This is a genomic window from Streptomyces sp. sk2.1 (assembly GCF_008120935.1).
Classification (GTDB): domain Bacteria; phylum Actinomycetota; class Actinomycetes; order Streptomycetales; family Streptomycetaceae; genus Streptomyces.
On sequence record NZ_RDBO01000020.1, the window covers coordinates 67378 to 88386 of the forward strand.

Consider the following 21009-nt stretch of genomic DNA (forward strand, 5'->3'; position numbering starts at 1 on the left):
CTCCACCGTCGCCTTCGACCTGATGAACCCCACCGCCGACCTGACCGAACTGCCCGACGCCGGGAACATCGTCTTCATGGTCGGCGCCAAATTCGGCTCCGCCGGAGCACCCTCGCACGCCTGGGCCGTGAACGCCGCGATGCCGGACCGGGTGACACACCGCTGGCCACACGCACGAATCGCCGCCTTCTCCACCGGCAACGTGTACCCACTGGTCCCGGTCTCCTCCGGCGGCAGCACCGAGAGCGACCCGGTGGGCCCGGTCGGCGAATACGCCATGTCCTGCCTGGGCCGGGAGCGGATCTTCGGCCACGCGGCGCTGACCCGCGGCACCAAGGTCGCCAACATCCGCCTCAACTACGCGGTCGACCTGCGCTACGGCGTCCTCGCCGACATCGCGTACCGGGTACAGACCGGCGAGAGCGTCGACGTGACGACCGGTCACGCCAATGTGGTGTGGCAGGGCTACGCCAACGAAGTCGCCCTGCGCTCGCTGCTGCACGCCACCGACGGCGAGGCGTTCACCCTCAACCTCACCGGCCCCGAGACCGCTTCGGTGCGCCGCATCGCCCGGTGGTTCGGCGAGGAGTTCGGCAAGGAGCCGGTCTTCGCCGGCGAGGAGGCGCCCACCGCGCTGCTCTCCGACGCGAGCCGCTGCCACGCGCTGTTCGGCTATCCGGACGTCACGCTGCGCACCCTCGTCGAATGGCAGGCCGACTGGCTGCGCCGCGGGCTGCCGCTGTCCGGCAAGCCCACCAAGTTCCAGGTCCGCGACGGAAGGTTCTGATCCACCCCATGTCCACTCCCTCCCTCGCACCGACCCCCGCCCTGGACGCACTCGCCCACGGTGCGGTGATCCCCGCGCACCCGCTCGCCCTGCACGACGACGGCTCCTTCGACGAGCGCCGGCAGCGGGCGCTGACCCGCTACTACCTCGCCTCGGGCGCGGGCGGCGTCGCCGTCGCCGTGCACACCACCCAGTTCGAGATCCGCGAACCGGAGGTCGGCCTGTTCCGGCCGGTCCTGGAGCTCGCCGCCGAGACGATCGACGCCGAGGCCGGCCGGCCGTTCATCAAGGTCGCCGGTGCCTGCGGCTACACGGCGCAGGCCGTCGCGGAGGCCGAGACCGCCGCCGAGCTCGGTTACGACGCGGTGCTGCTCAGCCCGGCCGTGCCCGGCGCGGACGAGAAGGGCCTGCTGGACCGGGCGCGGGCGGTCGGCGAGGTGCTGCCGGTGATCGGCTTCTACCTCCAGGAGGCGGTCGGCGGACGCTACCTGTCGCCGCACTTCTGGTCCTCGTTCACCGATCTGCCGAACACGGCCGCGGTGAAGATCGCCCCGTTCGACCGCTACCGCACCGCCGATGTCGTACGCGCCGTGGCCGCCGCCGACCGGGCCGACGAGGTGGCGCTGTACACCGGCAACGACGACGACATCATCGGCGACCTGCTCACCCCGTACGAGACGGCGGGCGGCGGGCCGCGCTGGTTCGCGGGCGGGCTCCTCGGCCAGTGGGCCGTGTGGACGAGCTCCGCGGTGACGCTCCTCGACGACGTCCGCAGGGCACGCGGCGGGGACCACGAGGCGATGGTGCGCTGCCTGGGCCGCCGCCCGGAGCTCACCGACGCCAACAGCGCGGTGTTCGACGTGCGCGGCGCGTTCCGCGGCTGCATCGCCGGGGTCCACGAAGTGCTGCGCCGCCAGGGCCTGCTGGCGAACATCCGGTGCCTGGACCCGGCCGAGACGCTCTCCCCCGGACAGGCCGAGGAGATCAGCCGGGTCGCCGCGGCCTACCCCTGGCTGACCGATGACGCCTTCGTCGCGGAGCACCTCGATGACTGGCTCTCCTGACCCGGCCGGCCGGCCCCGGGTGGTCGTCGCCGTGCCGCCCGCGCTGCGCGCCCAGCTGTTCACCGCCGAGGTGTGGCGGGAGCTGGAGCGGGCGGCGGAGTTGGCGGTCCCGGACAACCATCGCGACCGGGCGGCTGTGGCGGCGGCGCTGCCCGGCGCCCGTGCGCTGATCACCTCGTGGGGGGCGCCGCGGGTGGACGCCGGGCTCCTCGCGTCGGCCGACCGGCTGGAGCTGGTGGCGCACACCGGTTCGGCGGTCGCGCCGTACGTCACCGAGGAGGTGTTCCGGCGGGGCGTCCTGGTCACCCAGGCCGGTGACGAGATGGCCCGCCCGGTCGCCGAGGTCGCGCTCGCGTTCACCCTGTCCCTGCTGCACCGCGTGCACCGCTTCGACCACGCCCTGCGCGGCGGGGCGACGTGGGAGGCGGCCGGCCAGGCCCCGCCGCGCCACGAGATCCACGGCAGCGACATCGGGGTGATCGGCGCCTCCCGCACCGGCCGCGCGTACATCGCCCTGGTGCGGGCGATGGGGGCGCGGGTGGGCGTGGCCGACCCGTACCTCTCCGAGGCGGACGCGCGGGAGCTCGGCGTGGAGCGCGTACCGCTCGACGTGCTGCTGTCGCGCAGCCGGATCGTGGCCGTGCACGCCCCGGTCACCGAGGAGACCCACCGGATGATCGGTGCCGAGCAGCTGGCCCTGATGCCGGACGGGGCCGGCCTGGTGAACACCGCGAGGTCGTGGCTGGTCGACGAGGAGGCGCTGCTCGCCGAGTTGTCGTCGGGCCGACTGGACGCGGCGATCGACGTCTTCGAGGCGGAGCCGCTGCCGGTGGACCATCCGTTCCGCTCCCTGCCGAACGTGCTGCTCACTCCGCACCAAGCGGCGGGCAGCGTCGAGTGCCGGCAGCGGCTCGGGGCGAGCGCCGTCGACGAGGTGCTGCGCCTGCTCTCCGGGCGGCCGCCGCTGCACGCCGTCACGGCCGACGCCCTCGCCCGTCTGCACTGAACCCCCGATATTCCACCCGTTGAGAAAGTTCCTCCCATGCGACTGATGCGCATCGGCGAGCCGGGCCACGAGCGCCCGGTCCTCGTCTGCCCCGAAGGCCGTCACCACGACCTGTCCGGCATCACCGACGACATCGACGGCGCGTTCCTCGCCGCGCTCGCGGACAACCCGCGGCTGGTCCCCGCCGAACCCGTGCTCCCCGAGATCGACATCACGGGTCTGCGGATCGGTGCCCCGGTGGCCCGGCCCTCCGCGCTGCTCTGCATCGGCCAGAACTACGCGGCCCACGCCGCGGAGTCGGGTGCCGAACCGCCCGAGCAGCCGATCCTCTTCTACAAGTCGCCGAACACGGTCGTCGGCCCGTACGACGACGTGCTCATCCCGCGCGGTTCGAAGAAGACGGACTGGGAGGTGGAGCTGGCCGTCGTCATCGGCCGCCGCGCCTCCTACCTGGACTCCCCCGCCGACGCCGCCGCGCACATCGCGGGCTACGCCGTCAGCAACGACGTCTCCGAACGCGCCTTCCAGCTGGAGGAGTCGGGCGGTCAGTGGTCCAAGGGCAAGAGCTGTGCCACGTTCAACCCGCTGGGCCCGGTGCTGGTGACGGCCGACGAGGTCGGCGACCCGCAGGACCTACGGCTGCGCAGCTACGTCAACGGCGAGCCGCGGCAGGACTCCGTCACCGCGGACATGATCTTCAGCGTGGCGCACCTGGTGCACCACCTGTCGCAGTACCTGGTGCTGGAGCCCGGTGACGTCATCAACACCGGTACCCCGCAGGGCGTGGCGCTGTCCGGCCGCTTCCCCTACCTGGGTCCGGGCGACGTGATGGAGGTCGAGATCTCGGGCCTCGGCCGGCAGCGCAGCGTCTGCCGGCCCGCGTAGCACCGGCCGGATCATTCGAAGGACGGGCGCACGGGGGTTGGGGGCCTCCCGTGCGCCCGCCGGTCTCGGGGTCGCCCGGCGGGCTCTCGGAGCCTGCCGGGCGTTCGGTTCTCCGGGAGTTCAGTCCTCCGGGAGTTCGACCGGGGCGATGTCGTCGAAGACGTCGCCGGGGCCGGGGTTCGTCGGGTCCGTCGCGCCGCCGAACTGGTGCATCACGCCCCACACCGCGTTGAGCGCGGTCTGCACGGCGCCCTCGGCCCATCCGGCCGTCCAGGAGATGTCGTCGCCCGCGAGGAACAGCCCGCGCCGGTCGGCGGGCAGCCGGTCCTGCATGAAGTGGGTGAACAGCCGCCGCTGGTAGCGGTAGTGGCCGGGCAGGTTGGCCTTGAACGCCCCCATGAAGTAGGGCTCGTTCTCCCAGGAGACCGTCACCGGGTTGCCGATGACGTGCTTCCTGATGTCCACGTCCGGGTAGATCTCGCCGAGCGACTTGAGCATGACGTCCATGCGCTCGGCCGGGGAGAGCGGCAGCCACTTCAGGCTGTCGTCGCACCAGGTGTACGAGAGGCAGATGACGGCGGGCCGGTCGGGGCCGTCGTCCAGGAGGTACGTCCCGCGGGTCATCCGGTCGGTGAGCGTCATCGACATGGTGTCCCGGCCGGTCGACTCGTCCTGGTCCAGCCAGAACGGCCGGTCGACCGGGACGAACAGCTTGGACGACTCCATGTAGTGGGTGCGCTCCATCGCCGTCCAGTGGTCGATCGGGAAGAGCGCGTCGTCGCAGTCGACCTTCGAGAGCAGCAGCCAGGACTGCCCGGTGAAGATCGCGGCCGGGTAGGTGCGGATGTCGCCGGTGGCGTCGGTGATGGTGATCCGGTTGCCGGCGGTGCGGTTCATCCGGGTCACGGCCGGGCGCGGCTCGCCGCCGTGCAGCGAGGACAGCGACGTGCCGAGCGGCCAGTGGACGATCTTCTGCGGTTCGCGGTCCCACAGCCGCAGCGGGAGCTGCTGGCTGCCGCCGACGATGCCCCGGTGGTGGTCGTCCGCCTCGGTGTAGACGACGCGCAGGATCTCCAGGATGGAGTTGGGGAAGTCGGTGTCCCAGCCGCCGGTGCCGAAGCCGACCTGGCCGAAGATCTCCCGGTGCCGGAAGGACTTGAAGGCGTCGGAGTCGCAGAGGAAGCCGTAGAAGGTCTGGTTGTCGAGCTTCTCGACGAGCCTCGCCCAGATCTCCCGGATGCGCGGCACGTCGCGCTCGCGCATCGCGCGGTTCATGTCGGAGAAGTCGGCGCCCTCCTCCAGGCAGCGGTTCCAGGCGTCCATCACGTCGCGGTAGACCTGCGGGAGGTCGTCGATGGTCCGCGCGTAGTGGGACTCGCCCTTGAGGTCGACGACGGTCGACGGGGTGGCCGGGGAGAGCGGGTTGGGGAACGGCTTCGTCTCCAGGCCGACCAGGTCGATGTAGTGCTGGAGGGCGGTGGAGGACGGCGGGAAGCGCATCGCTCCCATCTCGGCGGTGAGGTCCGGGTCGCAGCCGTCGAACCCGACGGTGCGCAGCCGGCCGCCGATCCGGTCCGCCTCGTAGACGACGGGCTTGAGCCCCATCTTCATCAGTTCGTACGCGGCGACGATGCCGGACAGTCCGCCACCGATGACGGCCACCTCGGTGCCGTGCCCGGTCGCCGGGATCTGCCCGATCCCGGCCGGGTGCGCCAGGAAGTCGTCGTACGCGTAGGGGAAGTCCGGCCCGAACATGGTGATCGGTTCGGCGGTGGCGTCGGTGTGCTGGACGGCGTTGGGCACCGTGGACGTCATGGGGTACGGACTCCTTGCGCGGTGGTGAAAGAAGGTGGAACGGGGGTGCGGGCCCGGGTCAGGGAGCCGTACGGGCCGGGGCGAGGGAGCCGTACAGACCGGGGCGGCGGTCGCGCAGATACGGGTTGGCGGCGCGCGAGGCGCTCAGGAAGCCGGGGTCCACCTCGCCGACGACCAGTTCCTCGCCGCGTCCGGCGCGGGTGCGGGCGGTGCCGTCGGGTCCGGCCAGGCAGCTCAGTCCGACGAACTCGAACTCGCCCTCCTGTCCCGTCCGGTTGGCGTACGCCACGTACATCTGGTTCTCGAAGGCGCGGACCGGCACGAGGGACTCGGCGACGAACGGGAAGGGGTGCATCAGCGCGGTGGGAACCAGGAGCAGGTCGGTGCCCGCGAGGGCGTGCGCGCGGACGTTCTCCGGGAACTCGACGTCGTAGCAGATCATGATCCCGACGCGTACGCCGTCCAGTTCGGCCTGGACCACGGGCTGCTCGCCCGGGGTGAACCACTTCTGCTCGAAGTCGCCGAACAGGTGCGTCTTGCGGTAGCCGGCCAGCACCGCCCCGTCCGGGCCGACGAGCTGCGCGGCGTTGAAGATCCGCTCGCCCGCGCGTTCCGGGTAGCCGTGGAGGACGGCGAGTCCGTGGCGGGCGGCGATCTCGCCGACGGCGCGGAGGGACGGCCCGTCGGCCGGCTCGGCCAGCCGGGCGACGTCGGCCCCGATCGCGTAGCCGGTCAGGAAGAGTTCGGGACAGACCAGCAGCCGGGCACCGGCGCCGGCCGCCCGCCGCGCGGCGTCGTCGAGCGCCTCGATGTTCTCGTCCACGCGCCCGGGGCGTCCGGAGCTCTGGAGCAGGGCGGTGCGCAACGGCGGCATGGCTGACCTCGGTCGGTGCGGGCGGGGCGGGGACGTATCGACGGTACGGTCCGCCGCTCGTCGGGGACAAGGCGCGAATGTTGCGCATGGACCGTCGATTCGTTGCGTGCTCAAAGGCAGAGTGGCGATTCGTTGCGCGACGGGAAACACACAGGTCAAGGGTGTGATGGAGGCAACGGTCCCGGGTGGCCCGAGAGCTGCCGCTAGCCTGGCGTACCGCTGTACGCGAGGGAGGGGGCGCGGTGAGGGACGATGCGCGCGGGCACTGGGTGGACGAGGTGGCGGGGCTGGCGGGACGCTGGCTCGGGCCCGGCGTACTGCCGGAGGGGCCACGGACGGACGAGTGGTGGGCCGCACTGGCGACCCGCACCGCGCTGGCCGCGCTGGCCGCGCGCGAGGGGGCGGACGACGCCGCCAGGGCCCTGGCGGCCGCCGTGCGTCTCGGTCCCGACACGGGCACGGAATCCTTACCGGTACCTCGGCGCCCGGCCGTCGGGCGTTCCGCGGAGCCGTTCCCCACCCGCGGGGCGGCGGAGGACCCCGAGCGCTCCGGGCATCCGTGGCACGCCTGGTCGCCACTGCCCGGCGACCGCGATCCGGCGTCCCGCTGGCCGAGGCCGCCGGTCCCTCCCGCCCGTTACCTGGAAGTCCGGGAGGGCCCTCGGGAGGAACTGTCCGCAGCCGAGCTGGGGCGTCGTCTCCTGACGGATCACGTCCGCACCGGTGCGCCGGAGCGGCTCGACGAGGCGGAGGCCGTTCTTCGGGGCGTGGTCCGGGAGGTGCCCTCGGACGGGGTGCACCAGGAGTCCGCCCACGGCGACCTCGCGTGGGCCCTGCTCCTCCGGTTCGTCCGCTCCGAGCAGCGGGAGGACGTCGACGGGGCGATCGAGTACGCGATGATCGCCCGGGTCTTCGACCAGCCCTCCGGGGCCGGGGCCGCGCATCCGCCCCCGTGGGAGACCGTGCTCGCGATGGCGCTCCTGGCCCGCCACGACCTGACGGGCCGCGGGGTGGACCTCGACAACGCGGTCGCCGTGCTGGAGCGCTCCGCGGCACGGCTGCGCAGCGACGACCCCGACCTCGACACCGTCCTGTCGACGCTGGCGGACGCGCTGCTCTGCCGGCACGGCCAGCGCGGGAACCCGGCGGACCTGCGGCGGGCCGGGGAGCTGCGGTACGACGTCGAGCAGTATCCCTCGCTCGCCACCGCGCGGTTCGCGGCCTATCTGACCGGCGGCGCCCCGGAAGCACTCGACGATGCCGTGGCCGCGGGCACGGCATCGGTGGAACAGGCCCGGAACCCGGCGCAGCGCGCCTGGAGCCTGAACAACCTGGCCGGGTACCTGCTCGCGCGCCACGAGGCGTCACGGGATCCGTCGGATGCCGCCGCGGCGGTGGACCGGCTGAACAGTGCCCTGGAGCTGTTGCGGCACGGAACCACCGCCCGCGCGGCGGTGTCGCTGAACCTCGCCCGCGCCCTCATGACGGGCCCGACACCCCTGCGCTTCCGGGCCGCCCGGCTGATCGGCGAGGCACTGGACACGGAGCACACCACGCTCGCCCTCCAGGCGCAGGCGCTCGAACTGCTCTGCGCGGTCGCCGAGTTCGACGGCGGCCGCTCCCCCGTGACGGAGGTCCGGGCGGAGGTGCTCGACCGGCGGCTCGGCGCCCTCGTGGAACAGCTGGGCGCGGAGTCGGCCGGCGCCCGTGTCTCCTCCCTGCGCTGGGCCCGGGCCCGGCTCCGCCGGGGAATGGGGCAGCACGGGGAGAGCCGCGAACTGGCTCGGGAGGTACTCGACGACCGGGTGTGGGACGTGCTGGCCCAGCCCGATCCCGCGGAGGCCTACCGCTGGGCCCGGCAGGCCCTCGACGAGGCGGCCGAGCTGGCGTCCTGGCTGTCGGCCGACGGGCAGCCGGGCGAGGCGTTCGCCGCGGTCGAGTCCGCACGCGGTCTCGCGCTGTGCTCCGCGACCGACACGGACCCGGTCGCGGAGCGTCTCGCCGCCGTCGGCAGCGACGACCTGCGAAGGCGGTGGCTGCTCGCGCGAGAGAGCCCGGCCCTTTCCCCCGGGCCCGCGGCCCCCCGCCGGGAATTCGACGGCCCGCCACCGGCCGGACAGGATCGTCGGCGGCTCCTCGCGGAGGTCCGGCAGGCCCTGTCGTCGCGGAACCGGACCGGCCCGGCCCCGGCGGCGGGCCTCCTGGGGAGGCCCTCGCTCCGGACGCTCGCCGAGCAGGTCCGCGCCGTCGACGCCGATGCCGTCGTGCACCTGGTCATGGGACGCAACGCCGTGCCGGGAAGGGCGCTGGTCCTGCACGCGGCGGGAGATGTGACGGCGCTTCCCCTGCCGGACCTCCGCGAGGACTCGGCGCAGCTGCGTGAGTTCGTGCTGGCGCACGACAGGAGTCTGCGGTCCCCCGGGGACAAGGGGGCGGACAACAAGTGGGCCAAGGCGCTGCGAGGGCTGTACGGGTGGTCCTGGCGGGCGGTGGTGGGGCCGCTCCTGAGTCATCTGTCGTCCCGCCCGGAGCTCGCGGAGCGGGCGGTTCCGCGGGTGGTGCTGGTGCCCACGGGGGTGCTGGGCCTGGTGCCCTGGCATGCCGCACGGCGCAGGGAGGGCGGATCCGGATGGCGTTACGCGATCGAGGACGCCGGTTTCGGCTACGCGCCGTCGGCGGGCGCCCTGGGCGGCTTCGCCGACCGGGCCCAGGCCCCTCTGGACGGTGCGGGACTGGTGGTGGCCGACCCGTCCGACGATCTGCCGCACGCCCGGCAGGAAGGCGGTGACCTCCACCGCTGGTACTACGCCAAGGGCCCCCGGCTCGGCCGTTCCGGCGATCCGGCCGCTCCTCCGGCCACACCTCGGGCGGTTCTCGGCTCGCTCCTCGCGGACACGGCCTCCGGTGCCCCTCCCGTGGCCCACTTCGCCTGCCACGCCCGCAGTTGTGCTCCCGCGGCCGACTCCCACCTGGTCCTCGCCGGTGGACAGCGGCTCACGGTGGCCGCCCTGCTGCGGAGCGCCCGCCCCACCGGTCGTCGCGACGGCCCCCTGGTCGTGCTGTCCGGGTGTGCCACGGCCGTACCGGGTGATCGTTACGACGAGTCGCTCAGCCTCGCCACCGCCTTCGCTTCGGCGGGGGCCGCCTCGGTCGTCGGCACCCTGTGGGCGGTGCGCGACGAGGACGCGGCGCAGCTGATGACGGACTTCCACCACTTCCTCAACCTCGACGGGCTGCCCGCCGCCGAAGCCCTGCGCCAGGCCCAGTTGCGCGCGCTCGCGCGGGCGCGCAGCCGGACGGCGGGTGGGAGCGCGGCGGGTCGGACCAGGGCCGAGGACCCGCTGCGCTGGGGTGCCTTCCTCCACTACGGAAGGGGGGTTCCCGCCGCCCTCGGTCCGTACCCCGGTCCGGAGCCGGAGGCCGGCCGTGCCGCGGGGGAGAACGGCGGTCGACCGGCACGGACCCGCTCGCCGATCTTCGCCAGGATGCCCGGGGGCGAACGTTCCGAGGTCGTCTGGCTGTGCCCGGAGGCCGACTGCCCGTACCGGGCCGGGGGCGACGCGAAGGCGCCGTTCGACGAGGACACCTGCCCCCGGCATCCCCGGCAGGCCCTGAGGCGGGAGTAGCACGTGGGCGAACTCGTGAAGGGCATGGTGGAGCCGCTCGCCAAGCGGTGGACAGCGGCGATGAGCGGCCCGCTGGTGTTGTTCTGGCTGGCCGGAGCCCTGCTCCTCGCCCTGCGTCGGGGTGGTCTGCCGGACGTCTGCCGGACGGGGACGCGGGACCTCGCCGGGCCGGCCTGCCGGCTGGTGGAGCAGGGGTCGTGGGGGGTCGCTCTGGCCGCCGCCGCGGCGACCGCGGTGATGGTCCTCTGCGCGATGGGGCTGTCGGCCCTGGCGTCCCCGCTGCTGGAGGTGCTGGCGGGGAAGTGGGGGACGGCGGCCCCGGTGGTGTCCTTCGCCCGGCTGCGCACCGCCCGCCACGCGGTCCGCCGTGAGCGGCTCGGGGGGCGGGCCGACGACCTGTCCGGTCCCGGCGACCTGGCCGGTGACCGACTGGCCGTGTGGCGGACGCAGAACGCCTGGCGGCGTACCGGGGCCCGGCGGATGTGGTCGCACTATCCGCGGCGGCGCGACGAACTGCGTCCCACGGCGGTGGGCAACGCGCTGCACGGGGTGGCCGCCGGGATCGAGCGGAACTACGGGCTGTCGCTGCCCGTCTGCTGGGGGCCGTTCGTCGAGTGCCTGGAGTCCACGGCCCGCGAGCGCCTGGTCGCCTCGGCGACCCGTGTGTCGGGCCGCACGCAGGCGCTGGTCTGCGCCGCCGTCGCACCGCTGTGGGCCCTGGTCCTGACCGGTGCGGTGGCCCGGCTGTGCTGGCTGGTGGCCTGCGCGCTGTGCGTCTGGGGCGCGTACCGGGCCCTGCGCTCCGGCGTCGAACAGTACTGCGAGCACGTGCGGGACGTCTTCGCCGTGCACCGGGTCCGGCTCTACCGCGCGGCCGGCTTCCCGCCGCCGGCCTCGACCGAGGCGGAGGTGGCGTGCGGACGCCTGTTGAGCAGGGCGCTGGCGATGGAGCTGACCGACGACGTCGCGCACCTGTGGCCGGAGACCCCGTAGGAGGACCGGTTCAGCGCGGGGCGGCGGCCCCGGACCATTCGGGGTCCGACGTGTCGGGCGGTCCCGCCGCGTACCGCCGCAGCAGCGGCGACAGCACCAGGACGGACTTGGTCCGCTCCACGTAGGGCTCGCCCGCGATCCGCTCCAGCACCTGCTCGAAGTGGCGCATGTCCGCGGCGAAGACCTGCACGATCGCGTCGGCGTCGCCGGTCACCGTGGAGGCCGACGCGATCTCCGGGTACCGGGCGAGGCCCTGTTTGATCGCCTCCGGCGAGGTGTTGCGGCTGCAGTAGATCTCGATGAACCCCTCGGTCTCCCAGCCCAGCGCCGCCGGGTCCACCCGGACCGTGAAGCCGGTGATGGCGCCCTCGGCGCGCAGCCGGTCCACCCGGCGTTTCACGGCGGGCGCGGACAGGCCGATCATGGCTCCGATGTCCGCGTAGGAGCGCCGGGCGTCTTCGGCGAGGGCGTGGACGATGCGTTCGTCGAGGTCGTTCAGGCGCACGGCGGGTGGTTCACTTCTCTGCGATGGCCGGTGTCGGGGGCGGCACGGGCCGCCACCGAAGTAGACCACGGCCCCGTGCCGTGCGGCGCACCCACCACGGCGGCCGTGCCGCCCCCGTCCCGGGCGGTCGGAACGGGGGCGGCACGGCCGCGAAGAAGTCAAAGCGGTGGAACGGCGGAACGCTCAGAAGGGGAACCGCGAGCGGCCGTGCTGCACCGAGATCCACTTCTGGGTGGTGAATGCCTCGACCATCGAGTCGCCGTTGAGCCGACCGAGACCCGAGTTCTTCTCGCCGCCGAACGGGACGATGGGCTCGTCGTGGACCGTGCCGTCGTTGATGTGGATCATGCCGGTGCGGATGCGCTGCCCGACCCGTACGCCGCGTTCGATGTTGCCGGTGTGCACCGCGCCGCTCAGCCCGTACGGGGTGTCGTTGGCGATCCGGACCGCCTCGTCCTCGCCGTCGAACGGCACGAGGAGCGCGACCGGGCCGAAGATCTCCTGGGACAGAACCGGGGAATCGGCGGCCAGCCCGGTCAGCACGGACGGGCTCACCAGGTTGCCTTCGGTCCGGCCGTGCAGCAGCGCCGTGGCACCGGCCTCCACGGTCTGTTCCACGAGCGAGGAGACGGCCTCGGCCTGCGAGGAGTTGATCAGCGGGCCGATGACGGTCTCGGGGTCGGCCGGGTCGCCGACCTTGAGGGAGGCGACCTTCGCGACGAACTTCTCGGTGAACTCCTTCTCCACCGCCCGGTCGACCAGGATGCGGTTGGCGGCCATGCAGACCTGCCCCTGGTGCACGTACCGGCTGAAGACTGCCGCGTCCACGGCGTAGTCCAGGTCGGCGTCGTCGAGGACGATCAGCGCGCTGTTGCCGCCGAGTTCGAGCACGGCGCGCTTGAGGTTCGCCGCGCACACCGTGGCGACGTGCCGCCCCACCCGGTCCGAGCCGGTGAAGGAGATGACCTGGGGCACGGGGTGCTCCAGCAGCGCGTCACCGATCTCGGCGATGTCGGTGACCACGACGTTCAGCAGACCGGCGGGCAGCCCCGCCTCCTCGAACACCTTCGCCACCAGCGTGCCGCCGCAGACCGGGGTGTTCTGGTGCGGCTTGAGCACCACGGCGTTGCCGAGCGCCAGGGCCGGGGCCACGGACTTCAGCGACAGCAGGAACGGGAAGTTGAAGGGGCTGATGACCCCGACGACGCCGACGGGCATCCGGTAGACCCGGTTCTCCTTGCCCTCGGTCGGCGAGGGCAGTATCTGTCCCGAGGGCCGCAGCGCGAGCTGGATCGACTCCCGCAGGAACTCCTTGGCCAGGTGCAGCTCGAAGCCCGCCTTCACCCGGGTGCCGCCCAGCTCCGCGACGATCGCGTCGCCGATCTCCGCCTCGCGCTCCTCGACGACGCGCAGCGCCCGCTCCAGCACCAGCCTGCGGGCGTACGGGTTGGTGTCCCCCCAGGCCTGCTGGGCGGCCTCCGCCGCGCGGTACGCCTGGTCCACCTCACCGGCCGTGGCGACCGTGATCTCGGCGAGCTTCTCCCCGTTGTACGGGTTGAAGTCGATGATGTCCCAGGATCCCTTGCCCGGCCTCCATTCTCCGTCGATGTACTGCTGGGCCAGGTCGGTGAAGAAGGACATGAGATCCCTTACCACAGAGGAACAGGAAGCTGATTGTGGTTCATGTTACTTACATTCCAACGGGGTTGATGCGTACTGCCGTGCCATGGATTGCCGGGAACCGGACGGCCTCGGGACCTGATGCCCTCCCCCGGACGCACCGGTGCCCCTCCGGGCTCGAACGGCCCGGAGGGGCACCGGTTTCGTGGACCTCGCGGATCGCGGGAGGTCAGCTCCAGCTGGCGTGCAGCGGCTTGCCCTCGGCGTATCCGGCGGCGCTCTGCACCCCGACGACCGCCTTCTCGGCGAACTCCGCCAGGGAGGCCGCCCCGGCGTAGGTGCAGGAGGAGCGGACGCCCGCGATGATCGAGTCGATCAGGTCCTCGACGCCGGGCCTGGCCGGGTCGAGGAACATCCGCGAGGTGGAGATGCCCTCCTCGAAGAGCGCCTTGCGGGCCCGGTCGTACGCGGACTCCTCCGAGGTGCGGTTCTTCACGGCGCGCGCGGAGGCCATGCCGAAGGACTCCTTGTAGAGGCGGCCGTCGGCGGACTGCTGGAGGTCGCCGGGCGACTCGTACGTACCGGCGAACCAGGAGCCGATCATCACGTTGGAGGCACCGGCGGCGAGCGCCATGGCGACGTCGCGCGGGTGGCGCACCCCGCCGTCCGCCCAGACGTGCTTGCCGTGCCTGCGGGCCTCGGCGGCGCACTCCAGCACGGCGGAGAACTGCGGACGGCCCACTCCGGTCATCATCCGGGTGGTGCACATGGCGCCGGGGCCGACACCGACCTTGATGATGTCCGCGCCGGCCTCGACGAGGTCGCGCACGCCCTCGGCGGCGACGATGTTGCCCGCGACGATCGGCACCTTCGGGTCGAGCGCGCGCACGGCCCGGACCGCGTTGATCATGGACTCCTGGTGACCGTGGGCGGTGTCCACGACGAGCGTGTCGACCCCCGCGTCGAGGAGCTGTGCGGCCTTGCCCGCGACGTCGCCGTTGATGCCGACGGCCGCGGCGATCCGCAGCCGGCCCGTGGCGTCGGTGGCGGGGGTGTACAGGGTGGCGCGCAGGGCGGCCTTGCGGGTGAGGATGCCGACGAGGCGGCCGTCCGCGTCGACCGCGGGGGCGAGCTTGCGGTTGGCGCCGTCGAGCCGGTTGAACGCGTCGCGCGGATCGATGTCCGCGTCGAGCAGCACCAGGTCCTTGGACATGACCTCGGAGAGCTGGGTGAAGCGGTCGACGCCGTTCAGGTCGTGCTCCGTGACGACGCCGACGGGCCGGTGGTCCCCGTCGACGACGACGCCCGCGCCGTGCGCGCGCTTGGGGAGCAGGGACAGCGCGTCGGCGACGGTCTGGCCCGGGGCCAGCACGATCGGCGTGTCGAGCACCAGGTGGCGCGTTTTCACCCAGGAGATGACGTCGGTGACGACCTCGATCGGGATGTCCTGCGGGATGACGACGAGGCCGCCCCGACGGGCGACGGTTTCGGCCATCCGGCGGCCCGCGATGGCCGTCATGTTCGCGACGACGAGCGGAATGGTGGTGCCGGTGCCGTCGGGCGAGGAGAGGTCCACACCCTGGCGGGAACCGACCGCGGAACGGCCCGGAACCATGAAGACATCGTCGTACGTGAGGTCGTACGGGACCGAGGGGGAATCTGTGTAGCGACCGGTGCCGGGCTCAAGAAAACGCATAAGGCTCATTTTTTCATACAAAAAAGAGCAGGTCGTCTCCAGCAAGACACAACAAATGACCCCCGCGTTCGTATATTCCTCCGAAAGGAATCGGGCGGGGGCCCGGGCAAGCGGAACCTGCCTTGCCGGGTGACCCTACCCGAAGCGCTTTCGAATCATTCGCGATCATCTTCCCTGGACCTGGTGACAAGGGGTCAGGTAGCTTCAAAGCCGCAGGTCCCGTGGGTCACGACTACGCCCCGGAGGAACAGTCGGAAGGGCCACAACTTCCGTCACCCGTACGACCGGAGAGGATCACGACCCACCCGTGGAGAGCGAACTGCCGGACATCTACTGCCCGTTCCCCCAGCGGACCAACCCGCACGTCGGACACACCCGGGTCCACCTCGCCGAATGGATCCGCAACACCGGTCTGGTGCACCGGGATTCAGCCAGGGAGCGCTTCGAGCAGGCGGACTTCGGGGCGTTCGTCGGCATGGTCTATCCGACCGCCGACAGCAAGAACCTCGACCTCGTCGCCGACTGGTTCGTGTGGCTGTTCCTCGTCGACGACCAGCTCGACGACGGCCAGCTCGGCCGCAGCCCCGAGCGGGTGCGGGACGTGGTCGAGGTGATGCGTTCCGTGATCGAGAGCCCCGGTCCGGTCGTCCTGCCGGACGAGGAGCTGCCCGCGGCCGTGATCGCCCTGGCCGACCTGTGGGAACGCACGACGCCCGGCACGGCCGCGCACTGGCGCACCCGGTTCGCCTGGCACGTGACCACCTACCTCACGACGGCCACCACCTGGGAGGCCGGCAACCGGGCCGCGGGCGTGGTGCCGTCCGAGGAGACGTACATCGCCAAGCGGCGCCACACCGGCGCGATACACGTCTGCATGGACCTGATAGAGATCGTGGCCGGCATCGAGGCCCCCGAGTCGATACACAACGACTCCCGGTTCATCACGGCGCTGGAAGCCTCGTGCAACGTCGTGTGCTGGGCCAACGACGTGTACTCCTACGAGAAGGAGCAGGTGCTCGGGGAGATCCACAACCTGGTCCACCTGGTCCGGCACCACCGCGGCCACGGCAAGCGGCAGGCGCTCGAACACGTCTGCGCGGAGATCGAGACGGAGACCCGGCGCTTCCTCGCCGCGGAGGCCGAGCTGCTGGAGACCTACCCCCAGCTGTCGTGGATGCTCGCGCCGTACCTGGACGGGATGCGGAGCTGGATGCGCGGCAACCTGGACTGGTCGCGGCAGACGCCCCGCTACAACCCGGCCGACGTGGGGCAGTACGAGGAGCCCGAGGAGTACCTGGAGGCGACGGTCCTGGGCGTGGCCCCGGACTGAGACCGCCGCAGACCTCGCGGGAGGCCCCCGGCCCGGCACCGTGTGCCGGGCCGGGGGCCTCCTCCGTCTCCCGTCCCCGCGGTCAGTCGCCGTCCGGGTCGGCCCGCTCCAGCGCCGGACGCTGCGGCGCGGGCGACTCCGTCAGCAGGTAGTCGGCCGCCGCCGTGTCCGTCACCAGGCTGGTGACCAGCCCGGACCTCAGCACCGCGCCGATCGCCGCGGCCTTGCGCTGGCCGCCCGCGATCGCCACCACCTCGGGGATCCGGCGCAGCCGGTCGGCCTCGACCGTGATGCACCGCTCCCCCAGGTCCCGGCCGACCCGCCGCCCCTCGGTGTCGAAGAGGTGCGCGGACATCTCCGCGGCGACGCCGAGCGAGGCGTAGTGCGCCCGCTCCTCGTCCGAGAGCATGTCGTGGACGGTCGAGATGCCCGGCTCCCAGGAACCGATGGAGACCGCGGCGACGGTCACCTTGTCGAAGTAATCGAAGGCCCGGGCGATACCGGTCTGGTGCCGCAGCGCGGCGGCCGTGGCCGGGTCGGGCAGCAGCATCGGGGCATAGATGGGGTGGGCCTCGCCGCCCGACACCTGCGCCGCCCGCCGGACCGCCTCGACGGAGCCGCGCTCGGCCGTCCCCGCGTCGTACACCCCGGTGAGCTGCACGACCGTGCACGGCGGCAGCCGGTCGAGCGCCGCCGCCATGTGGATGGTCGACCGGCCCCAGGCCAGGCCGAGCACATCGCCCTCGTTCACCAGTTCGCCGAGGAGATCGGCCGCGACCTCGCCCAGGTTCTCCGGGTCGGGTGCGTCGTCCTGCTCCTCCGCGGGGGATTCGACGACGACCGCGTGGCGCAGCCCGTAGCGGGCCCGGAGCGCGTCGGAGCGCTCGGCGTCCAGCTCGGCGGGAACGCGGATCTCGATCCGTACGAGGTCGCGCTCAAGAGCCGTCTCCAGGACCCGGGCCACCTTGAAACGGCTGACGCCGAACTCCTCGGCGATCTGGATCTTCGACTTTCCCTCGAGGTAGAAGCGGCGGGCCATGGCCGCCGCCTGCACCAGCTCCGCGGGCCCCATCCGCAGGGCGGACCGACCCGCCGACATTGCAGACACCGCGATCTCCTCACTGCTGTTCACACTCTCGATACGCCGTTCATCCTGTCAGATCCGGCGCTCCCTGATCGGTCCCGTCGGACCGAGTTCATCTGCCCTTGGCCGGGCCGGCCCCCGAACGGAAACCCGGGCGCCCGGGACGTCAGTGGCCGCAGGCCCAGGCCGCCGAGGCGGTGGCCCCCTCCGCCCTGGTGCGCAGCGCCCGCACCGCTTCGGCCGGGTCCTTCGCCCCGTACACCGCCGAACCCGCGACGAACACGTCCGCCCCGGCCTCGGCGCACCGCTCGATGGTGGACTCGGAGACCCCGCCGTCGACCTGGAGCCACAGTTCGAGGCCGTGCTTGGAGATCAGCTCACGGGTGCGGCGGATCTTCGGCAGCATGATGTCCAGGAACGCCTGGCCGCCGAAGCCCGGCTCCACGGTCATGATCAGCAGCATGTCGAGCTCGGGCAGCAGGTCCTCGTACGGCTCGATCGGCGTCGCGGGCCTGAGCGCCATGGAGGCACGGGCCCCCTTGGCCCGGATCTCCCGCGCCAGCCGCACGGGCGCCGCCGCGGCCTCCACGTGGAAGGTGACGGAGCCCGCGCCGGCCTCGACGTACTGCGGCGCCCAGCGGTCCGCGTCCTCGATCATCAGATGGCAGTCCAGCGGGGTGTCCGTGGCCCGGCTGAGCGATTCCACGATCGGCACGCCGAGGGTCAGGTTGGGCACGAAGTGGTTGTCCATCACATCGACATGGAGCCAGTCGGCACCTTCGACTGCCTTCGCCTCCTCGGCGAGGCGGGCGAAGTCGGCGGACAGGATGCTGGGGTTGATCTGGGCCATGTGCCAAGCCTGCCATGTTCCGCGCCGCTTCCCCGCCCCGGTGCGTGCCAAAGCCTCACGGGATCATTACAGTTCGCGCGATCCGGGCGCTCCCGGCCGCACGATCCGGACGTTTCGGCCCGGGGCGGGCGCCCGAGGGGCCGCCGCTGCAGGAACACGCAGCGGGGCCCCGGGCCGGGCGGGCCGGTCCTCAGGCGGTGCGCCGCAGGAGCGCCAGGTACATCGCGTCCGTGCCGTGCAGGTGCGGCCACAGCTGGACGTCCGGGCCGTCGCCCAGCGCGGGCACCCCGGGCATCAGCGGGCGGGCGTCCACCCACTCCGCCTCCACGGGCCGGCCGCCGCGCCCCTTGAGCACGTCCTCGACGACGACCCGGGTCTCCGCGAGGTGCGGCGAGCAGGTCGCGTAGCCGACGACTCCGCCGACCCGCACCGCCGCCAACGCCTCGCGCAGCAGCGACCGTTGCAGCGGGGCGAAGTTCTCCAGGTCCTCCCTGCGGCGGCGCCAGCGCGCCTCCGGGCGGCGGCGCAGCGCGCCGAGGCCGGAGCACGGCACGTCCATCAGCACCCGGTCGAAGCTTCCCGGCCGCCACGGCGGGCGGGTGCCGTCGGCGGTGACCACCTGGTACGGGCCGGGGTTGCCGGACAGGGCGCGCTCGACGAGGCGGGCCCGGTGCGGCTGCTTCTCGGCGGCGAGCAGGGCGGCGCCCCGTCCGGCGGCCAGCGCACCGAGCAGGGCCGCCTTTCCGCCCGGCCCCGCGCAGCCGTCGAGCCAGCGGCTGTCGCTGCCCTCCACGGGGGCGTTGGCGAGGGCCAGGGCGACCAGCTGGCTGCCCTCGTCCTGGACCCCGGCCCGGCCCTCCCGGACCGCGTCCAGGGCGCCGGGCTCGCCGCCCTCCGCCATCCGCACGGCATGCGGCGACCAGCGGCCGGGCAGGCCGTTCCCGTCGCCGAGGGCGGTGAGCAGCTCGTCGGTGGTGGCGCGGCCGGGGCGGGCGACCAGGGTGACCTCGGGGCGTTCGTTGTCCGCCTCCAGGAGGTCCTCGATCCCGGCCCGGCCACCGCCCAGCGCGTCCCACAGGGCGGAGACGATCCAGCGCGGATGCGAGTGCACGATCGCGAGGTGGTCCTCGGGGTCCTCCTCGTACGTGGGGGCCACCCGTGCGATCCAGCCGTCGAGGTCGTCGGCGGAGACCTTCCGCAGGACGGCGTTGACGAACTTGGCCCGGCCCTCGCCGAGCACCACCCGGGCCAGTTCCACGCTGGCGGAGACCGCGGCGTGGGTGGGGATGCGGGTGCCGAGCAGCTGGTGCACGCCCATGTCGATCACGTCCAGGACCGGCGGGTCGACCTCGCGCAGCGGCCGGTCGATGCAGGCCGCGACGATCGCGTCGTACGTCCCCTGGCGGCGCAGCGTCCCGTAGACCAGCTCGGTCGCCAGCGCCGCGTCCCGGTGGTCGAAGTCGCCCTTGGCGCGGGCCTTCTTCAGCAGCGGGGGCAGGACGAGGTTGGCGTACGCGTCGCGTTCGTCGACGGCCCTGAGCGCCTCGAAGGCGAGGAACCGGACCGGATCCTTCTTGGGACGGCGATGCGGCTTGGCGGGACGGCGACGCTGCTGGTCGTTCACGTGAAAGGTGCTCCGCTGACGGTCGAGAGGACGAATCCTCCCAGCGTATCGCCGCCCCGGCCCGAAGGGCCCCGGTGCCCGCCGGCCCGCGGGCACCGGGCGGTCCTCAGACGCCCAGCAGCTCGCCGTGGGCGATGCGCACCCCGCGGGCCCAGTCGGCGGCCCGCATCGGCTTCTTGCCCTGCGGCTGGACCCAGAGCAGCTCGACGGCGTGCGACCCGGTGCCCACGTACACGTTGTTCTTGGCCGCCGACAGCTCGCCGGGGGCCAGGTCGGCACGGTCCTGCACGGGCGCCACCTGGACCAGCTTCAGGCGTTCCCCGCGGAACAGGGTCCAGGCGCCGGGTGCGGGCGTGCAGCCGCGCACCACGCGGTCGACCCGCAGCGCGGGAGCGGACCACTGCACCTGGGCGTCCTCGACGGTGATCTTCGGTGCGAGGGTGATCCCCTCGGCCGGCTGCGGAACGGCGTGCAGGGTGCCGTCCTCGATGCCGTCCATCGTCGCGGCGAGCAGCCCCGCGCCAGCGAACGCGAGCCGGGTGAGCAGGTCCCCGCTGGTGTCGGTGGGACGCACCTCCTCGGTGAGGACGCCGTACACCGGGCCGGAGTCCAGGCCCTCCTCGATCAGGAAGGTCGACGCGCCGGTGACCTCGTCGCCCGCCATGACCGCGTGCTGCACGGGGGCGGCGCCGCGCCAGGCGGGCAGCAGCGAGAAGTGGAGGTTGACCCAGCCGCGGGCGGGCACGGCGAGCGCCTCCTTGGGGAGCAGCGCCCCGTAGGCGACGACCGGGCAGCAGTCCGGGGCGATCTCCCGCAGCCGGGCCAGGAAGTCCTCGTCGCGCGGCCGGGCGGGCTTGAGCACCTCGATGCCGGCCTCCTCGGCGCGCTCGGCGACGGGGCTGGCGACCAGTCGGCGGCCCCGCCCGGCGGGGGCGTCGGGCCGGGTGACGACGGCGGCCACCTCGTGCCGGTCGGAGGCGATCAGGGCGTCCAGGGCGGGTACGGCTACCTCGGGGGTGCCTGCGAAGACGAGCTTCATGGGTGGCTGACTGCCTCTCGGGCCGGAACGTACGGTGACGAGCGACGCGTGGGACCGACCGGCAGCCCCGTGACGCCGCCCACTGTTCGCCGGTCGGCCCCACAGTCTATGGGCCGGGCCGCCGGGGGGCGTACGCACGGCCGCGCGCCCCTTTGACGGGCGCACGCGCCCCTGATGCGTGACCAGATCCACAGCTCGGGCGTTGGTCAAG

16 protein-coding genes are annotated in these 21009 nt (G+C 72.9%); 7 read left to right on the forward strand and 9 right to left on the reverse strand.

The features are described from left to right. The 4 genes from EAO76_RS03700 to EAO76_RS03715 all read left to right on the forward strand — a co-directional run. Window positions 1–787: NAD(P)-dependent oxidoreductase (locus tag EAO76_RS03700; protein ID WP_148835558.1), on the forward strand; the 787-nt coding region annotated here is incomplete at its 5' end. 8 nt (window positions 788–795) lie between these two features. Beyond that, on the forward strand, window positions 796–1851 hold the full coding sequence (locus EAO76_RS03705) for a dihydrodipicolinate synthase family protein (RefSeq protein WP_148833276.1): 1056 nt from the start codon (window positions 796–798) through the stop codon (window positions 1849–1851). Further along, the gene (locus EAO76_RS03710) at window positions 1835–2857 is read left to right on the forward strand and encodes a hydroxyacid dehydrogenase (RefSeq protein ID WP_148833278.1); all 1023 of its coding nucleotides are present in this window, start codon (window positions 1835–1837) and stop codon (window positions 2855–2857) included. Before EAO76_RS03705 ends, EAO76_RS03710 begins: the two co-directional genes overlap by 17 nt. Before the next feature lie 36 nt (window positions 2858–2893). Continuing rightward, the gene (locus EAO76_RS03715) at window positions 2894–3742 is read left to right on the forward strand and encodes a fumarylacetoacetate hydrolase family protein (RefSeq protein ID WP_148833280.1); all 849 of its coding nucleotides are present in this window, start codon (window positions 2894–2896) and stop codon (window positions 3740–3742) included. 120 nt (window positions 3743–3862) lie between these two features. Here the strand turns inward: EAO76_RS03715 and EAO76_RS03720 are convergent, their stop codons facing one another. Further along, a complete protein-coding gene (locus EAO76_RS03720) occupies window positions 3863–5557 on the reverse strand; it encodes an NAD(P)/FAD-dependent oxidoreductase (RefSeq protein WP_148833283.1) in 1695 nt (564 codons plus the stop codon). Between the two features lie 58 nt (window positions 5558–5615). After that, window positions 5616–6431, reverse strand: a complete 816-nt coding sequence (locus EAO76_RS03725; RefSeq protein ID WP_148833285.1) for a carbon-nitrogen hydrolase family protein — start codon at window positions 6429–6431, stop codon at window positions 5616–5618. A 242-nt stretch (window positions 6432–6673) separates the two neighbouring features. On the opposite strand from EAO76_RS03725, the gene EAO76_RS03730 reads away from it, so the two are divergent. Further along, the gene (locus EAO76_RS03730) at window positions 6674–10057 is read left to right on the forward strand and encodes a CHAT domain-containing protein (protein ID WP_148833287.1); all 3384 of its coding nucleotides are present in this window, start codon (window positions 6674–6676) and stop codon (window positions 10055–10057) included. Window positions 10058–10060: 3 nt separating this feature from the next. After that, entirely contained in the window at window positions 10061–11050 is a 990-nt protein-coding gene (locus tag EAO76_RS03735; protein WP_148833289.1) for a hypothetical protein, read from the forward strand. 10 nt (window positions 11051–11060) lie between these two features. Here the strand turns inward: EAO76_RS03735 and EAO76_RS03740 are convergent, their stop codons facing one another. From EAO76_RS03740 to EAO76_RS03750, 3 genes are all read right to left on the reverse strand, one after another. Beyond that, window positions 11061–11555: an Lrp/AsnC family transcriptional regulator gene (locus tag EAO76_RS03740; RefSeq protein WP_148833291.1), complete on the reverse strand. Its 495-nt coding sequence runs from the start codon at window positions 11553–11555 to the stop codon at window positions 11061–11063. Between the two features lie 183 nt (window positions 11556–11738). Further along, entirely contained in the window at window positions 11739–13196 is a 1458-nt protein-coding gene (locus EAO76_RS03745) for an aldehyde dehydrogenase family protein (protein WP_148833293.1), read from the reverse strand. A gap of 208 nt (window positions 13197–13404) precedes the next feature. After that, window positions 13405–14871, reverse strand: coding sequence for a GuaB1 family IMP dehydrogenase-related protein (locus tag EAO76_RS03750; RefSeq protein WP_148833295.1), 1467 nt, complete (start codon window positions 14869–14871; stop codon window positions 13405–13407). Window positions 14872–15178: 307 nt separating this feature from the next. Between EAO76_RS03750 and EAO76_RS03755 the strand changes: the two genes are divergently transcribed. Further along, complete coding sequence (locus tag EAO76_RS03755) at window positions 15179–16201, forward strand: terpene synthase family protein (protein WP_148833297.1); 1023 nt, start codon at window positions 15179–15181, stop codon at window positions 16199–16201. Between the two features lie 82 nt (window positions 16202–16283). On the opposite strand, the gene EAO76_RS03760 is transcribed toward EAO76_RS03755, so the two are convergent. From EAO76_RS03760 to fmt, 4 genes are all read right to left on the reverse strand, one after another. Then, window positions 16284–17300, reverse strand: coding sequence for a sugar-binding transcriptional regulator (locus EAO76_RS03760; protein WP_148835559.1), 1017 nt, complete (start codon window positions 17298–17300; stop codon window positions 16284–16286). Between the two features lie 151 nt (window positions 17301–17451). Next, entirely contained in the window at window positions 17452–18135 is a 684-nt protein-coding gene (rpe, locus tag EAO76_RS03765; RefSeq protein ID WP_148833299.1) for a ribulose-phosphate 3-epimerase, read from the reverse strand. A 190-nt stretch (window positions 18136–18325) separates the two neighbouring features. After that, window positions 18326–19759: an RsmB/NOP family class I SAM-dependent RNA methyltransferase gene (locus EAO76_RS03770; RefSeq protein WP_148833301.1), complete on the reverse strand. Its 1434-nt coding sequence runs from the start codon at window positions 19757–19759 to the stop codon at window positions 18326–18328. A gap of 106 nt (window positions 19760–19865) precedes the next feature. After that, window positions 19866–20798 (reverse strand): methionyl-tRNA formyltransferase, encoded by a 933-nt coding sequence (gene fmt, locus EAO76_RS03775; RefSeq protein ID WP_148833302.1) that lies wholly within the window; start codon window positions 20796–20798, stop codon window positions 19866–19868. Window positions 20799–21009 lie beyond the last annotated feature (211 nt).

Excerpts from the sequence above, each read along its gene's own strand:
- EAO76_RS03705 (WP_148833276.1), top strand. The coding sequence starts at position 796 with ATGTCCACTCCCTCCCTCGCACCGACCCCCGCCCTGGACGCACTCGCC.
- EAO76_RS03710 (WP_148833278.1), top strand. The coding sequence starts at position 1,835 with ATGACTGGCTCTCCTGACCCGGCCGGCCGGCCCCGGGTGGTCGTCGCC.
- EAO76_RS03715 (WP_148833280.1), top strand. The coding sequence starts at position 2,894 with ATGCGACTGATGCGCATCGGCGAGCCGGGCCACGAGCGCCCGGTCCTC.
- EAO76_RS03720 (WP_148833283.1), bottom strand. The coding sequence starts at position 5,557 with ATGACGTCCACGGTGCCCAACGCCGTCCAGCACACCGACGCCACCGCC.
- EAO76_RS03725 (WP_148833285.1), bottom strand. The coding sequence starts at position 6,431 with ATGCCGCCGTTGCGCACCGCCCTGCTCCAGAGCTCCGGACGCCCCGGG.
- EAO76_RS03745 (WP_148833293.1), bottom strand. The coding sequence starts at position 13,196 with ATGTCCTTCTTCACCGACCTGGCCCAGCAGTACATCGACGGAGAATGG.
- EAO76_RS03750 (WP_148833295.1), bottom strand. The coding sequence starts at position 14,871 with ATGCGTTTTCTTGAGCCCGGCACCGGTCGCTACACAGATTCCCCCTCG.
- EAO76_RS03760 (WP_148835559.1), bottom strand. The coding sequence starts at position 17,300 with ATGTCGGCGGGTCGGTCCGCCCTGCGGATGGGGCCCGCGGAGCTGGTG.
- rpe (WP_148833299.1), bottom strand. The coding sequence starts at position 18,135 with ATGGCCCAGATCAACCCCAGCATCCTGTCCGCCGACTTCGCCCGCCTC.
- fmt (WP_148833302.1), bottom strand. The coding sequence starts at position 20,798 with ATGAAGCTCGTCTTCGCAGGCACCCCCGAGGTAGCCGTACCCGCCCTG.